This is a genomic window from Corynebacterium sp. MSK035 (genome assembly GCF_030232615.1).
Classification (GTDB): Bacteria; Actinomycetota; Actinomycetes; order Mycobacteriales; family Mycobacteriaceae; genus Corynebacterium; species Corynebacterium jeikeium_D.
Map to the genome: position 1 here is coordinate 32,203 of NZ_JASPJP010000017.1, position 15,691 is coordinate 47,893.

Annotated in this window: 14 protein-coding genes and 1 tRNA gene; 14 read left to right on the plus strand and 1 reads right to left on the minus strand. The window is 62.1% G+C overall.

The features are described from left to right. Positions 1-35 precede the first annotated feature (35 nt). Positions 36-554: a type 1 glutamine amidotransferase domain-containing protein gene (locus QP978_RS09565; protein ID WP_070855741.1), complete on the minus strand. Its 519-nt coding sequence runs from the start codon at positions 552-554 to the stop codon at positions 36-38. Positions 555-647: 93 nt separating this feature from the next. On the opposite strand from QP978_RS09565, the gene QP978_RS09570 reads away from it, so the two are divergent. The 14 genes from QP978_RS09570 to QP978_RS09635 all read left to right on the plus strand — a co-directional run bounded on the left by QP978_RS09570 (position 648) and on the right by QP978_RS09635 (position 15,563). Next, a complete protein-coding gene (locus QP978_RS09570; RefSeq protein WP_070602687.1) occupies positions 648-857 on the plus strand; it encodes a DUF4177 domain-containing protein in 210 nt (69 codons plus the stop codon). Between the two features lie 134 nt (positions 858-991). Further along, the gene (gene pyrG / locus QP978_RS09575) at positions 992-2,623 is read left to right on the plus strand and encodes a CTP synthase (protein ID WP_284857112.1); all 1,632 of its coding nucleotides are present in this window, start codon (positions 992-994) and stop codon (positions 2,621-2,623) included. 47 nt (positions 2,624-2,670) lie between these two features. Beyond that, positions 2,671-3,324: an NUDIX domain-containing protein gene (locus QP978_RS09580; RefSeq protein ID WP_284857113.1), complete on the plus strand. Its 654-nt coding sequence runs from the start codon at positions 2,671-2,673 to the stop codon at positions 3,322-3,324. Further along, positions 3,321-4,259 carry a site-specific tyrosine recombinase XerD gene (locus QP978_RS09585; RefSeq protein WP_070851061.1) on the plus strand — a complete coding sequence of 313 codons (939 nt, stop codon included), beginning with the start codon at positions 3,321-3,323 and terminating at the stop codon, positions 4,257-4,259. The genes QP978_RS09580 and QP978_RS09585 overlap by 4 nt, the downstream gene beginning before the upstream one ends. Positions 4,260-4,375: 116 nt before the next feature. Further along, entirely contained in the window at positions 4,376-5,251 is an 876-nt protein-coding gene (locus QP978_RS09590; protein WP_038625574.1) for a ParA family protein, read from the plus strand. A gap of 3 nt (positions 5,252-5,254) precedes the next feature. Beyond that, on the plus strand, positions 5,255-6,097 hold the full coding sequence (locus tag QP978_RS09595) for a segregation and condensation protein A (RefSeq protein ID WP_172954612.1): 843 nt from the start codon (positions 5,255-5,257) through the stop codon (positions 6,095-6,097). A gap of 136 nt (positions 6,098-6,233) precedes the next feature. Continuing rightward, on the plus strand, positions 6,234-6,848 hold the full coding sequence (gene scpB, locus QP978_RS09600) for an SMC-Scp complex subunit ScpB (protein ID WP_005511298.1): 615 nt from the start codon (positions 6,234-6,236) through the stop codon (positions 6,846-6,848). Between the two features lie 439 nt (positions 6,849-7,287). Further along, positions 7,288-8,421 (plus strand): PDDEXK family nuclease, encoded by a 1,134-nt coding sequence (locus QP978_RS09605; protein ID WP_070604371.1) that lies wholly within the window; start codon positions 7,288-7,290, stop codon positions 8,419-8,421. 209 nt (positions 8,422-8,630) lie between these two features. After that, on the plus strand, positions 8,631-10,013 hold the full coding sequence (locus QP978_RS09610) for an adenosylmethionine--8-amino-7-oxononanoate transaminase (RefSeq protein ID WP_284857114.1): 1,383 nt from the start codon (positions 8,631-8,633) through the stop codon (positions 10,011-10,013). A gap of 27 nt (positions 10,014-10,040) precedes the next feature. Further along, a complete protein-coding gene (bioD, locus tag QP978_RS09615; protein ID WP_284857115.1) occupies positions 10,041-10,730 on the plus strand; it encodes a dethiobiotin synthase in 690 nt (229 codons plus the stop codon). A gap of 341 nt (positions 10,731-11,071) precedes the next feature. Then, positions 11,072-11,923 carry a pseudouridine synthase gene (locus QP978_RS09620; protein WP_083304400.1) on the plus strand — a complete coding sequence of 284 codons (852 nt, stop codon included), beginning with the start codon at positions 11,072-11,074 and terminating at the stop codon, positions 11,921-11,923. A gap of 51 nt (positions 11,924-11,974) precedes the next feature. Further along, positions 11,975-14,287, plus strand: a complete 2,313-nt coding sequence (gene der / locus QP978_RS09625; protein WP_070549848.1) for a bifunctional cytidylate kinase/GTPase Der — start codon at positions 11,975-11,977, stop codon at positions 14,285-14,287. A gap of 123 nt (positions 14,288-14,410) precedes the next feature. Then, the gene (locus QP978_RS09630) at positions 14,411-15,403 is read left to right on the plus strand and encodes a PASTA domain-containing protein (RefSeq protein ID WP_070862671.1); all 993 of its coding nucleotides are present in this window, start codon (positions 14,411-14,413) and stop codon (positions 15,401-15,403) included. A gap of 86 nt (positions 15,404-15,489) precedes the next feature. Further along, positions 15,490-15,563: transfer RNA gene (locus QP978_RS09635), tRNA-Pro, on the plus strand. Positions 15,564-15,691 lie beyond the last annotated feature (128 nt).

The window sequence follows — 15,691 nt, forward strand, 5'->3', positions numbered from 1 at the left end:
CAGCCGTCCTTTGGTGGTGCTAAAAGCTGAGTGGCTTAGAAGTTCTCTACGAGTGCCTTGTTGAAAGCCTCAAGGTCGGCCGGGGTGCGGGAGGAAATCAGGTTGCCGTCAACGACAACTTCCTCATCGACCCAGTTGGCGCCAGCGTTAATCAGGTCAGTCTTGACGCTGATGTAGGAGGTAATAGTGCGGCCCTTCAGCACATCCGCATCGGTGAGAATCCAACCGCCGTGGCAAATCACGCCGATTGGCTTGTTAGCTGCGGCGAATCCCTTCACCAAAGCCACGGCATCCTTATCGATGCGAATCTGGTCGGCATTCACGGTGCCGCCCGGCAGAATCAGGGCATCGTAATCATCAGCAGAAACGCTGCTGGTCAGCTTATCGACGTCCACCTTCGTGCCATTCTTGCCCTCAATGGAGCCATCTTCGGTGGAGATAACGTGCACGGTCGCACCGGCATCCTTCACGGCCTCAGCCGGGCTAATCAGCTCGGAGTCCTCAAATCCGTTAGTGGCCAATACTGCAATGGTCTTATTCGTTAGATCAGTCATAGCCCCGAGGGTAACGACGTGATCGCGTTTATGCATCCGCCCGAGTATTGTTTTGCGTGCAATATTGAAAACTACTTTAACGGAGGGCGGAAAATGCCTCATTATGAAGTTCTTCAGGTGGTTCTGAAGGAAAAGTTCATCGGTACCGGCTCAGCTAATCTGACAGAGCTTGAGAGGGTAATCAACGACAAGGCTTCGCAGGGGTTTCGACTGCACACGATTACTACTGCCTCTTCGGGCAGTAAGGGGCTGATGGGCGGGGACCGCATCCAGGCGACCATGATCTTCGAGAGCATCGCGTAGTTCGCATTTGTCGCTGCGTTCCTGCTGGCGGATGGGGCGCAACTCCGAAAAAGTTACCCAAATATGAAACAAATCTCCGCCATTATGAAAAGTCGCTTGCGCTCACACCCGCGCAGGCGATATTCTGAAGTCCCGTGGTTACGAAATACATCATCGTTACGGGAGGCGTAGCCTCCTCCCTCGGCAAAGGCTTAACCGCGGCATCGCTCGGCCGCCTGCTTACCTCGCGTGGTCTGAAAGTGACTATGCAGAAGCTCGATCCCTACCTCAACGTGGATCCGGGCACCATGAACCCCTTCCAGCACGGCGAGGTCTTCGTCACCGAAGACGGCGCGGAAACCGACCTGGACCTGGGGCATTACGAGCGCTTCCTTGACCGCAACCTCTCCGCCGGCGGCAACGTCACCACCGGCAAGGTCTATTCCTCGGTCATCGCCAAAGAGCGCCGCGGCGAATTCCTCGGCCAGACCGTCCAGGTCATCCCGCACATCACCGACGAGATCAAATCCCGCATCGTCGCCATGGGCAACGCGGACGCGAACGGCGAAAAGCCCGACGTGGTCATCACCGAAATCGGCGGCACTGTCGGCGATATCGAATCGCAGCCCTTCCTGGAGGCCGCTCGGCAAGTGCGTCACGACGTCGGCCGCGAGAACGTCTTCTACCTGCACGTGTCACTGGTTCCGTACCTCGGCCCCTCCAAGGAATTGAAGACCAAACCCACGCAGCACTCGGTGGCTGAACTTCGCTCGATTGGCCTGGTTCCCGATGCCGTCGTTTTGCGATGCGACCGCGACGTTCCCGATTCCCTCAAAAACAAGATTGCGCTGATGTGCGACATCGACCGCGAGGGTGTGGTGTCCTGCCCGGATGCGCCGAGCATCTACGACATCCCGAAGGTTCTCTACGACGAGCACCTGGACACTTTCATCATCCGCCGCCTTAACCTGCCATTCCGCGACATGGATTGGGCCGTGTGGGGAGACCTGCTTGAGCGCGTCCACAACCCGAAGGGCGAGGTCACGGTGGCGCTCGTCGGCAAGTACATCGATCTGCCGGACGCCTACCTGTCTGTCGCGGAAGCCGTGCGCGCAGCCGGTTTTGCCCACCGCGTGAAGGCGAACATCCGGTGGATTGCCTCCGATGACTGCGAAACCCCCGAGGGGCTGAAAGAAAACATGGCCGGCGTTGACGCGATTGTCATCCCCGGCGGCTTCGGCGGGCGTGGGATTGAAGGCAAGATTGCGACCATCCGCTACGCCAAGGAAACCGGCACGCCACTTTTGGGAATCTGCCTGGGTATGCAGTGTGTTGTCATTGAGGCGGCGCGCACTGCGGGCGTTGAGGGTGCGTCGTCTACCGAGTTCGACGAAAACGCGGCCGAGCCGGTCATCGCCACGATGGAGGAGCAGCTGCAGGCCGTCTCGGGTGAGGCTGACCTGGGCGGATCCATGCGCCTGGGCTCTTACCCGGCGAAGCTCGCCGAAGACTCCGTCGTCGCCAGTCTTTACGGCACCACCGAAGTCACCGAGCGCCACCGCCACCGTTACGAGGTCAACAACGCCTACCGCGCCCAGCTCGAAGAAGCCGGCCTGGTTATCTCGGGCACTTCGCCGGACGGCAAGCTCGTCGAATTCGTCGAATACCCCACGGACATGCACCCATACCTCGTGGCCACGCAGGCGCACCCGGAGCTGAAGTCACGCCCCACCAACGCCCATCCGCTTTTCGACGGCCTCATCGCCGCAGCCCTCAAGCGCGCTTAGCTTAGTGCCACAAGGGCGAATCCGCCCTACCTATTAGAGTGAAACTCATGGCGCACGAATTTGACGTTGTTGATTCCGAGATTGTTCTCGAGGCACCTATTCTCGCGGTCCGCCGCGACCAGGTGCGAATGCCGGGTGGGAATGTTTCCGCCCGCGAGATTGTGGAGCATTTCGGCGCTGTCGCGGTCGTTGCCGCAGATGAGAATAACCGTCTCTACTTGCTGAATCAGTGGCGGCAGGCGGCAGGGAAGCGCCTGGTGGAGCTGCCGGCCGGGCTTCTCGATGTCGCGGATGAAGACCCGCTGGAGGCCGCCAAGCGCGAGCTGGTCGAGGAAGCCGGACTGGAGGCCGAGTCCTGGTCCCTGCTTACTGATATGTTCAGCTCGCCCGGCTTCGCAGAGGAAGCGGTCCGAATCTACCTGGCCAGGGGGCTCCATGCCGTCGATAAGCCGGAAGCCCACGATGAGGAAGCGGACATGACTGCGTCGTGGATTGGCGTCGAGGATGCGGTGGCGATGGCGCTGCGCGGAGAGATCCTCAACGGCATCGCGCTGTCCGGCATTCTGCTGGCGGCGGAGGTGCTGCTGCGGGGTGCCACGCCGCGCGCGGTCGCGGAGCCGTTCGACATCAGACCGACGGCCCTGGCGAAGCGCCGGACGGAGCAGCTCGACGCCGGTGCGGATTTGAAACGTATCCGATGAGCTCGATCGATCCGCTTGTCGATGCCTTCGTAACCTACCTCGCGGTGGAAAAGGGCCTGTCGGCGAATACGCTCGCCAGTTATAAGCGCGACTTGGAGAAATACCGCACCTACCTGCGGGAGATCGGGCGCACGGAATTGGCGCAGGTCACCGAGCAGGATGTGACAGAGTTCCTGGCGTATCTGGCGCGGGGAGATACGTCGGCGGGCCGGCCGGCACTGGCCCCGACCTCGGTGACGCGGTCGCTGTCGGCTGTGCGGAGCTTCCACAAGTTCGCGGTGGGTGAGGGCGCGTTGGAGGTGGATGTCGCCAAGCGGGTGGCGCCGCCGAAGCAGCCTTCGCGGTATCCGAAGGCACTCAGCATTGATGAGGTCACCCGGCTAATCGAGTCCATCCCCAATGACGACACCGCGGACGTGACGGATTTGCGCAACCGTGCACTGGTGGAGTTTCTGTACTCGACCGGCGCCCGTGTTTCAGAGGTTACCGGTCTGGATATCGATGACGTGGACCGCGAAACCAACCTCGTGTTACTGCGTGGCAAGGGTGGCAAGGAGCGCATCGTGCCCGTGGGCTCGCCGGCCATGGCGGCGCTGGATGCGTGGCTGACCCGCGGGCGGCCGAGCTGGGTGCGGGCGAACTCCGGGCCGGCGCTGTTTATCAACTCGCTGGGACGCAGGCTGTCGCGACAGTCGGCCGGAAATACACTGGCGGAGTTGGGTGAGCGCGCCGGGCTGAGCGTGAAAATTTCCCCGCACACCTTGCGCCACAGTTTCGGCACGCACCTCATTGAAGGTGGTGCCGATGTGCGCGTAGTCCAAGAGCTGCTCGGACACGCCTCCGTGACGACGACCCAGATTTACACCATGATTACCGCGGAGAATATGCGACGAGTCTGGGCGGGGGCTCACCCACGGGCTGAATACTCGCGGTAATATGCGGCGGTAGTATGTAGCGCTACCACGTGGCGGTAATATATGGCGGTATTACGTGGCGGTTTTACGTAGCGCAGTAGAATTGATGAGAAATCTTCAAGGAAGAGGGATTGACTGTGGCTGAAGAAGGGTTGTTTGAGGCCGATCGAGTTGAACTCGGTCTCACCGGTCGTCCGGTGCGCGAGCTACCGGAACCCGCACCCCTGACCAGTCACGGCCCCGCGGTCATCCTGGCAATGTGTAACCAGAAGGGCGGCGTGGGTAAGACCACCTCGACCATCAACCTGGGCGCAGCACTGGCGGAGTTTGGCCGTAAAGTCCTGCTCGTTGACTTAGATCCACAAGGTGCACTATCTGCTGGTCTCGGTGTCCCGCACGAGGAATTGGACCTGACCGTCTACAACCTCATCGTCGACGACACCACCGACGTGCGCGATGCCATCCACCACACCAAGGTTTCCGGCCTGGATCTCGTCCCGGCCAACATTGACCTGTCGGCAGCAGAGATCCAGCTTGTCAACGAAGTCGGCCGCGAACAGGCCCTTGGACGCGCACTGCGTCCAGTGATGAATGACTACGACTTCATCATCATTGACTGCCAGCCGTCGCTAGGCCTGCTGACCGTCAATGCGCTGACCATCGCCGAGGGCGTCATCATCCCGATGGTGGCGGAGTACTTCTCGCTGCGCGGTCTGGCACTGCTCACCGACACGGTGGCCAAGGTCCGCGACCGCCTGAACTTCAACCTGGAAGTCTCCGGCATTTTGGTCACCATGTTCGACCGCCGCACGCGCCACGCCAAGGAAGTCATGGAACGCCTCATCGAGGTCTTCGGTGACAAGGTCTTCGACACGGTCATCACCCGTACCGTCCGCTTCCCGGAAACCTCCGTCGCCGGCGAGCCCATCACCACCTGGGCACCGAACACCCCAGCTGCGGCGCAGTACCGCAACCTGGCCCGCGAGGTCATCGAGCGCAAAGGCCGCAAATAATAGGTGACTTCCCCGGATAGTTACACTCCCGAACCGTCGTCAAGCGAGGGCGTGCAGGAAGAGATCACCGGCTTCCGCGTTGCGCTCGCGAACTTCAACGGGCCATTTGACCTGCTGCTGCAGCTCATCAGCAGCAAAAAGATGGACGTCACCGAGGTCGCGCTGGCGGCGGTCACCGACGAGTTCATCTCGTACACGCGCAGCCTCGACGCAGTCAGCGACCTCGACGAAATCACCGAATTCCTCGTCGTGGCAGCGACGCTGCTCGACCTCAAGACCGCACGGCTTCTGCCGCGTGGCGACGTCGACAGCGAAGAAGACCTCGAACTGCTAGAAGCACGCGACCTGCTGTTCGCCCGACTGCTGCAATACCAGGCGTATGGCAAGGTGGCCGACCAATTCGAGGAGTGGCAGAAGACCGCGCCGCGGCGCTATCCGCGAGCTGTGGGGCCGGACAAGCAGTTCGAGGAGCTGCTGCCGCCCGTGCGCCTGGGCATGACGCTTGGGGAGTTCGCCGAGTTTGCGGCCGTCGTGATGCGGCCGAAGCCGCCGGAGGAAGTCGGCGTCGGGCACATCCACGGTGTGCCCGTGTCCGTACCGGAGCAGGCGGGCAAAATTCTGGACTCGCTGCGGCTGGCCGGCGAGGGGACCTGGTTGACGTTTACGCAGCTGACCAGCGAATGCCGCGTGTCCATGGAGGTTGTCGGGCGGTTCCTGGCGCTGCTGGAGCTCTACCGAGCCAAGGCGATCGGTGTGGAGCAGGAGGAGGCGCTGGAGGAAATCCACGTGGCCTGGACCGGGCTGGACGTGGACCCGGCTGTCGTGGCGGCGGCGAACTGGGAGTAGGTGGCTGGGGCTGGCTGTTGGGGCTGGCGTTGCGGCTTGGCTTGGTCGGGCGTGGGCTTGGTCGGGCTGGTGCTAACAGCTGATTAGCGCCCGGCCAATTAGCGCCCGGCGCGGGAGGTTGCGTAATCTGACGCGCATGAGCGAAACCAGTTCCGCACCATCCGAGCAGGCCGTGGAGCCCGCGTCTGCTTCTTCGGCGCAGTTGCCGCCCATTGACCCGTTGCGAGCAGGCGTTGAGTCGATTCTGCTGGTAGTCGATACGCCGGTGGCGGCGGAGGATATGGCGCGGGCGCTGGATGTTTCCGCAAGTGATGTCCGTGACGTGCTTCGCGAGATCGAGTACGAATACCGTGCACGTCGCAGCGGCATTGAGCTGCGTGAAACGGATGAGGGCTGGCGCTTCTACACAGCTCCCGCGCATGCCAGCGCGGTCGAGCGATTCTTGCTGGATGGCTCGCAGTCGAAGCTCTCACGTGCAGCTATGGAGACGCTGGCAGTAGTGGCTTACCGACAGCCGGCCACGCGTGCGCAGGTCTCCGGTGTGCGTGGTGTCAATGTTGATGGCGTGATGCGCACGCTGGTCGCGCGCGGTCTGATTGCGGAGTCCGGAGAGGACCCGGCAACCGGTGCGCATTTGTACGTTACGACGACGCTGTTCCTGGAGCTTTTGGGGATTGATTCGCTGGACCAGCTGCCTGATTTGGCTCCGCTGCTGCCTGAGGTCGACTTGATCGACGAGCCGTTGGACTAGGTGGGGTTCACTCTATTGAACGACCCACTTCACGGTTTTCGATTCGCCTGACGGTCATCGATCCACTTCACGACACGGGTGTCACCTCATGCCACCTCCACAGCTGCCACGAGGTGACATAGGTGTCGTGAAGTCGCATTTTGGGGCTGCGGTTGCCGCTCACGACGGCTCACTGCGAGCCTTTGCACCCCACTGCACTCACCACACGCACACGCACCCCACCACACACCCACCCCACGCCCTGTGGATAACTCCCGAAAACTGCAAACTATCCACAGTCGACGCCAAATTGACGCCTTCTGAGCCTCCGTGTGAGCCCAAAAATGAGAACGTAGCACTCACCAACACTCGCAAACACTCACAAACACACAAACCCACAAACACTCACACCCCGCCACCCACCAACCAGCAGTTGCAGGGACCTCAGGAGCGCAATCCGATGCCGCAGTGGATCTACGACGCCGACGACATCATCCGTACCGGCCAGCAGCGCGAATGCGCCCGCCCCAGCACATTCGCAATTTCCCGAATCGGCCAGCACTCCGACCGAGATCTCCGCCAGCGAGCCAAAAGCGGCAGCCTCCTGTGGCTCGCACACGGCGCGTACGTGCCGGTCGACAGGTGGCTCACCCTAAACAGCACCGAACGTTACATCCTGGAAATCAAAGCGCTCGTCCATCGCGGCACCACCACCGTAGTCACCCGCGATGCCGCCGCTGCTCTCCACGGTTTACCTCTACTTACGCACAACACTCCCATCGCGATAGCCAACTCCGGCCGCACGCGCGGGCAATCGCGAAGCACGCCGAATGGCCCGTACCAGCCACACAAACGCCTCATCCGCGTCTCCGGCCGGATTCTCCCCGAGGACATCGTAGAAATCGATGGCCGCCTCGTCACCGATGTCCCAAAGTCCGTCATCGACGTCTGCCGTTCCCGCACCCCGCACAATGCACTAGTGCTTGCCGACGCCGCCCTCCAGCGCCACACCGACACCGAGGAGCTGTTGGCCACGTTGGCTGCATATCCGCGTGCTCCGGGAAATGCACAGGCCAGGAGATTGTTGGGGCAAGCGACAGCGTCGTCGGAAAGCATTGGGGAATCGCTCACTAAAGAAGCAATCGTCCAGGCGGGGCTAGCTGCTGTCGACGATTCTCGGGCTCCGTTGCTTCAGCAGGTTTCCTTTCGGGATGATCGTGGCTTCATCGCACGCGTGGACTTTTACCTGCCCGAACTTGGGCTGGTCGTCGAGTTCGACGGCCGTATGAAATACACCGACGGTGGAGTCGCGGACACGCAGGTGGCAATCGCAAAGGAGCTGGAGCGCGAAAAGCGCCTGAAGAACCTCGGGTTGAATGTCATCCGGATCGTCTGGTCACAGCTTTTCGACGGCTCCGCCGTAGCCACCTTGCGGCAAGCAGCCGCGGAAATCCGGCGTCACCTAGCAAATGGTGGTAGTTGCTATCGCGGTAACTACGCCTTCGCGCGGCAGCCCATCACGATCACAGGTAAGGCGGCCGAGTTGGCCATGCGTCGCCGACGGGTGTGGAGCAAAGCGGGGCGGCTGTACTAGGCGGCGTCGGCACCGCTCTCGGCCCGCTTCCACAGGCCCTAAGTCCACTTCACGACACGAGTGTCACCTCATGCCACCTCCACAGCTGCCACGAGGTGACATGGGTGTCGTAAAGTCACTGAGACTGTCTGTAATCCTTGCGAGAAGCTCCACCACCAACCCCGAACGGCGTTCAAGTCTGGCGCTGTACAGGTATTATGCTGAGTATCATGACAGCCTCGGAAACCGCCCAGCCGCACACCCCGCAGCACTCCCAGTCGCACACCCCGCCGCCCGCCCAACCACCCGCCCAACCACACACCCGGCCAGCCATCGCCGACCTCGCCCAATTCGACGCCGACCACATCTGGCACCCATACGGCCCCATCCCGTCGCCGGTCGCGCCCAAGCTGGTCGAGTCCGCCGAGGGCGTCAACCTCCACCTCGCCGACGGCCGCACCCTCATCGACGGCATGAGCAGCTGGTGGGCCGCTTGCCACGGCCACTCGCACCCGAAGCTGGTCGCAGCCGCGAAGAAGCAGGCCACCACGATGTCGCATGTCATGTTCGGCGGACTCACACACCGTCCGGCCATCGAACTGGCGGAGAAGCTCCTAAAGCTCGCAGGCCCCGGCTTCGATGCCATTTTCTACTCCGACTCGGGTTCGGTCTCTGTCGAGGTGGCGATTAAAATGGCGCTGCAGTACCAGCAGGCCAAAGGCCATCCCGAGCGCACCCGCCTGGCCACTTGGCGCGGCGGCTATCACGGCGACACTCGCGCGCCCATGACCGTCTGCGACCCCGAGGGCGGCATGCATTCGCTGTGGACGGGGCAGTGGACTCCGCAGGTCTTCGCCGACAAACCACCCGCCCGCGGCACAACCGAGGAGGAGCGCGCACGCTATCTCGCGCACTTCGATTCGCTTATCGACGACTCCGTCGCCGGCATCATTATTGAACCGGTGGTCCAAGGCGCTGGTGGCATGCGGTTCCATGACCACGAGCTGCTTGTGGGGCTCCGGAAGCTGTGTGACAAGCACGGGATTCTGCTCATCGCGGATGAGATCGCCACCGGCTTCGGCCGGGCCGGTGACCTGTTCACGACGCAGGCGGCCGGGATTGTGCCGGATATTATGTGTGTCGGCAAGGCGCTGACCGGCGGCTTTATGAGCTTCGCAGCCACCCTCACCACCGCCGACGTGGCTCGCACCATTTCCAGTGGCGCAGGCGGAGGCATCATGCACGGCCCGACCTTCATGGGCAACCCGTTGGCCTGTGCCGTGGCCTGCGCGCAGCTCGACCTGATTGCAGAGGGGCAGTGGCGTGAGGATGTCCCGCGCATCGAGTCCCGACTTCGCAACCAGCTCCAGCCCCTAGCCAGCAGCGATGCTGTGGCCGACGTGCGTGTCCTTGGCGCAATCGGTGTCGTGGAGATGCAGCGTCCAGTGGACATGGGCCTGGCCACCGCAGCGGCCGTCGATGCCGGGGTGTGGCTGCGGCCATTCGGCAAGTTGGTGTACACCATGCCGCCGTATATCAGCACCAATGACGAGGTCAATCGCATCTGTGAGGCCATCGCCGCCATCGTCGCCGCGGAGGAAAAACGCAAGTAGCGCAACCAAAAAGGAGCATCAACCACCATGAGCATCGTCCTTGTCACAGGCACCGGTACCGATATTGGTAAGACCATCGGCACGGCAGCCCTGGCGGCGGCACTTCGCGAGGAGGGTAAGGAGGTGCACGTCGTCAAGCCAATTCAGACCGGTTTTCCGGGCCCAAATGGCGGTGATTTGGACACTGTCGCGGAGCTGACGGGGATCGATAACCTGCATGGTTTCGAGCGTTACCCCGAGCCGATGGCGCCGTTGGCGGCGGCGCAGCGCGCGGGAATGCGCCTGCCGAACGCCACGGAGATCGCGGAGAAGATCAAGCTTATCGACGGGCCGAACCGCGTTGTCCTCGTGGAGGGCGCGGGCGGCTTGCTGGTGCGACTCGGCGAGGACTGGGCGCTGCCGGAGCTGGCGGGGTTGTTGCCGGGTAGTCAGATGGTGGTCGTGACGCGGTTGGACCTGGGGTGCCTGAACGAGGCGGAGCTCACCGTCGAGGTGGCGCGGGGCCGTGGGGTCAATGTCACGGCGCTGGTGGGCGGTTCGTTGCCGGCGGAGGTCGACCCGATCATTGAGACGAACCTGGAGGAACTGCCGCGCATCACCGGGGTGCCGCTGCTGGGGTCGGTGCAGGCGGGAGCTGGCGCGCTGGACCGGCAGGAGTTTGTGGCGAAAGCTACGCAGTGGCTGCCGGGCGTGCGAGAGTGGGCCGCAACGCTGTAAAAGGCGCTGTAGGTGGAGGCCGCGCGGGACATCGTTAAGCTGGCGTTTTGCGAAAAACGTGCTAAGGTGGCTACACGACAAGGCGCGAGGCTTTCTCTGTAATTCTCTTTATTAACCTGCTTCCACCGGCCATTTTGGGCCCACGGGGGAGAGAACAGCGTCGCCTGGCGCTGACGTTCCAACAAACAGAACATTCTCCAACGCTTGAAAAGGATGTAGGTCAAGTGGCTAAACCCGCTCGCCGAGAAGGCACACCGGCACACAAGAACCGTAAGAATCAATCCAACCGCGGCTCCACTAACGCCCAGCGCAACCGCAGCCGTCGCGACAGCGGCGCGAAGGTGGAAACCTCCAACGTCCACGCGAAGGACATCTACGTATCCAACGCCCGCCCGGCGCGCCACCAGCATGTGGACGACAACCGCCGCGGTTCGGGCAAGCACGTGCACAGCGAAGCAGGTGAAGGCGTACGTCTGCAGAAGGTGCTTGCACAGGCAGGCGTGGCGTCGCGTCGTATGGCGGAAAAGCTTATCGACGAAGGCCGCGTCGAGGTCGATGGCAAGATTGTGACGCGACAGGGCGTGCGGGTGGACCCGAACACGTCTGTGATTCGCGTTGATGGTTCCCGCGTCATCGTCAATGAGGACATGCAGTACTTCGTCCTGAACAAGCCGCGTGGTGTGCAGTCGACCATGCACGATGACATGGGCCGCCCGTGTGTGGGCGACATCATCGGTGAGAAGATTAGCGCTGGTCAGCGACTCTTCCACGTTGGTCGCCTGGATGCGCCCACCGAGGGTCTGCTGCTGCTCACCAACGATGGTGAGCTGGCCAACCGTCTGATGCACCCGAGCTACGAGGTCACCAAGACCTACATGGCCACCGTCGTCGGCGAGGTCGACGCCAAGGTCATGCGTGAGCTGGAAAAGGGCATTGAGCTCGATGACGGCATCGCTAAGGCGGACATGGCGCAGATCATCGACGTCTGGCAGGGCCGCTCTATCGTCCGCATCGAGCTGCACGAGGGCCGCAAGCACATCGTCCGCCGGATGCTCAAGACTGCGGGCTTCCCGGTCGAGCGCCTGGTGCGCACTAAGATTCACACTGTCCAGCTAGGCGAGCAGACCCCGGGCGCTCTCCGCGCACTCAACCGCGCTGAGCTGACCTCCCTCTACAACGCGGTGGGGCTGTAAATGGCACTAGTGAAAAAGAACGAAGAGAACCAAGGAGCTGAAGGAGCCCACATGAGCGAGCAGAACACTGACGACATGCTGTTGGTTGCCATTGACGGCCCTTCCGGCACTGGCAAGTCGACTGTCTCTCGGATGGTCGCAACCGAGCTGGGTGCAAAGTACCTGGACACCGGCGCTATGTACCGCGTTGCCACCCTGTGGGTGCTGCGCCAGGGCATCGACCCGACCGACGAGGAAGCCGTGGCCAAGGCGACGGCCGCCCTGCCGCTGGAAGTCTCCGATGACCCGAACTCCACCGCCGTCCTCCTCGACGGCGAGGATGTTTCCGGCGAGATTCGCGGCCCGGAGGTCACCCGCAACGTGTCGGCGGTCTCCGCGATTCCGGCTGTGCGCACCAACCTGGTCGCACTCCAGCGTTCGCTGGCCGCATCGGCTGTGCGCTGTGTGGTGGAAGGCCGCGACATCGGCACGGTCGTTCTCCCGGACGTCCCTGCGAAGATCTTCATGACCGCCTCCGCAGAGGTCCGCGCTCGCCGCCGCTACGACCAGGACATCGCTGCTGGTCGTGAGGCCGACTTCGACACCGTGCTTGCCGACGTCATCCGCCGCGACGAACTCGACAGCAACCGTGCGACCTCTCCGCTGAAGCCAGCCGAGGACGCATTCATTCTGGACACCTCTGAGATGGACATTGAAGAGGTCGTGGAAAACGTCCTCGATGTCGTTGAGGCCGGCTACCCGGGGTCCACCATGGACTGGGACGATGTCGACAACGAGGAGTTCGAGGAATCTTACGAGGGCTCTTACGACGATTCCGAGGACGACACCGCCGGACACCTGGTCGCAAACGTGGAGAGCGAAAACGCGCCGGGCACCGCAGGCAGCCACACCAGCGCAGACGAGTTCATCGACCGCACGATTGCCGACCACGAGACGATCATCTCCGAAGCCATCGAGCGCGCCGAAACCGGCCAGATCGACGACGATGCCGACTGGGAAGAGCTGGAAAACGCATTCGCAGCACTTGGCGTCAGCGACGAGGAGGAAGAAGCTCTTCCGACCGTGGCCATTGTGGGACGACCGAATGTTGGTAAATCCACCATGGTTAACAGGTTCATTGGCCGTCGTGAAGCAGTTGTCGAAGACTTCCCGGGCGTAACCCGCGACCGCATCTCCTACCTGGGTGAATGGGGCGGACGTCGCTTCTGGGTGCAGGACACCGGCGGCTGGGACCCGGACGCCAAGGGTATGCATGCGGCGATTGCTCGTCAGGCGGAGACCGCCATGGAGACCGCCGATGTGATTGTTATGGTCGTCGACACCACCGTCGGCATCACCGCCACGGAAGAGGTCATGGCCCGCCGCCTGCAGCGCGCGGAGCAGCCGGTTATTCTCGCTGCCAACAAGTTTGAGTCGGATTCGCAGCTTGGCGACGTCGCGGAGTTCTGGGCCCTCGGGCTCGGCGAGCCGCACCCAACCTCGGCCCTCCACGGTCGTGGCAATGCCGACGTGATGGACGAAGTGGTGTCCTCCTTCCCGGAGGTGCCGCGTGCGAAGTCGCTGCCGACCGGGCCGCGTCGCGTGGCGCTGGTGGGCAAGCCGAATGTGGGCAAGTCTTCGCTGCTGAACAAGCTCTCCGGTGAAGATCGCGCAGTGGTCAGCGACGTGGCCGGTACCACGGTTGACCCGGTGGACTCGCTGGTGCAGATGGACGAGGCGCTGTGGCGTTTTGTGGATACCGCTGGTATCCGCAAGAAGACCAAGACCGCCAAGGGCCACGAGTTCTACGCCTCGCTGCGTACCCGTTCGACGATTGACAACGCCGAGGTCGTGATTTTCCTGGTCGATGCCTCCGAGCAGATTACCGAGCAGGACCAGCGCGTGCTGCGCATGATTCTCGACTCCGGTCGGGCACTTGTGGTCGCCTACAACAAGTGGGACCTCATGGATGAGGACCGTCGCGATTTGCTCGAGCGCGAAATTGAAGAGCAGCTCGCACACGTGCCGTGGGCTCGTCGGGTGAACATCTCCGCCAAGACTGGTCGCGCTGTGCAGAAGCTGGAGCCGGCCATGCTGGAGGCCGTGGAGTCGTGGGATAAGCGTATCTCCACTGGTCGCCTGAACACATGGTTGCGTGCGATTATGCAGCAGAACCCGCCACCGCTGCGTGGTGGCCGCCAGCCGCGCGTGTTGTTTGCCACCCAGGCATCCTCGCGCCCGCCGGTGATTGTGCTGTTTACAACTGGCTTCCTGGAGCACGGCTACCGTCGCTTCCTGGAGCGCAAGCTGCGTGAAGAATTTGGTTTCGAGGGCTCACCGGTGCGCATCGCGGTGCGTGTCCGCGAGAAGAAAAAGCGCCGCTAGGAAGCTCCGCCAGTTGCGCGTGGCGAGCTGAGAAAAGCCCAAAATGTGATTTAGGCAATTGCATTTTGGGCTTTTCGTTGGCATTTTAGAGTTTCAGTAAATTAGCGATAAGGAGAACTGACAATGGTCAGGCGCGGCAACAACCGTGACGGCTTTCAGCACGATGGCCGAGACAACAGCTACGGACGCGATTCCTCAAGCTCATACGGCGATGACTCCGCAACTCGCTACATTCCGCGGGACGAGGGATACCGCGGATACAACCCGGATGCCGACTTCGCGGGCGAGCAGCCGACCGAATACTTCGGCGGCGACTCCTCTGAGACGCAGTTCTTACAGCGCGGCGATGAAACACGTTTTGAGAACTCGCGAGGTGCCGGACCGCAAGGCGGTGGCGCAGGCGCTGGCGCGCAGGGGAGCGGACAGTACTGGGCTCCGCTTTCTGAAGAAGAACGCGGCTATGGTCAGGCGGGCCAGCAGGCAGGCGCAACCCAGCAGTACGCCGCAGGTGACGCAGGCGGTTACGGTGACATGAACAACGGCAACAACCGCGGTAATAACCGTGGCAACAGTGGCAATGATGACTCCAAGAAGGGGTGGGGTAAGCCTGTCGCCATTGTGGCCATCGCCGCCATGGTGGCCGTAGTCGCGCTGGTAGCCCTGGTTTTGTCCTTCACTTCCGGAACCGAGGACAATAAGGACAATACGGCGGCGCCGACGCAGGAGACGTCGTCAAGCCCGACGCCGACGACAACCTCGCCGGAAGAAACCACGACAAGCCCAACCGATCGCTTGGACCCATCGGGCACGATTAACGACACCCGTGAGCGCCTTGAGCAGGAGCTCGACCAACTTCGCGAGTCGCCGCCAGCTATCCCTGGCCCCGGTGAGCGCAGCAGCGGTTGGGGCACCATCCCGCAGGGCGTGGTGGGCAAGAGCCCGGCATCGGTCGAGGTGGAATTGCGTACCAACGGCTACCAGAATGTGACTGTCGTCGACGCCGAGGGCAATCCGACCAACTCTGTGGCCGCGATCATGGGTAAGGTTGCCTCGATCGATCCGCCGGAGGGACAGATGGCGGAGACATCCACGCCTGTGACCATCTACCTGCAGTAATGCGGTGGCCAGGGAAGGTGCCAGGGGCGATTTTCGCCTTCAAACTCCAATGATGTAACCTATAGCTCGTTGCACTTTCGTGCACGCGGGCTGTAGCGCAGTTTGGTAGCGCACCTCACTGGGGGTGAGGGGGTCGTCGGTTCAAATCCGGTCAGCCCGACAAAAATAGCCGCCGTCTTCTGGAAGATTCCGGGAGGCGGCGGCTTTTGTTGGGTTAAACGACAGAAAGTGTGTCTGGATTCGGTGATTTGTAGTGGTTGACCTCTAGGTTTCAGAGAAATATATGCT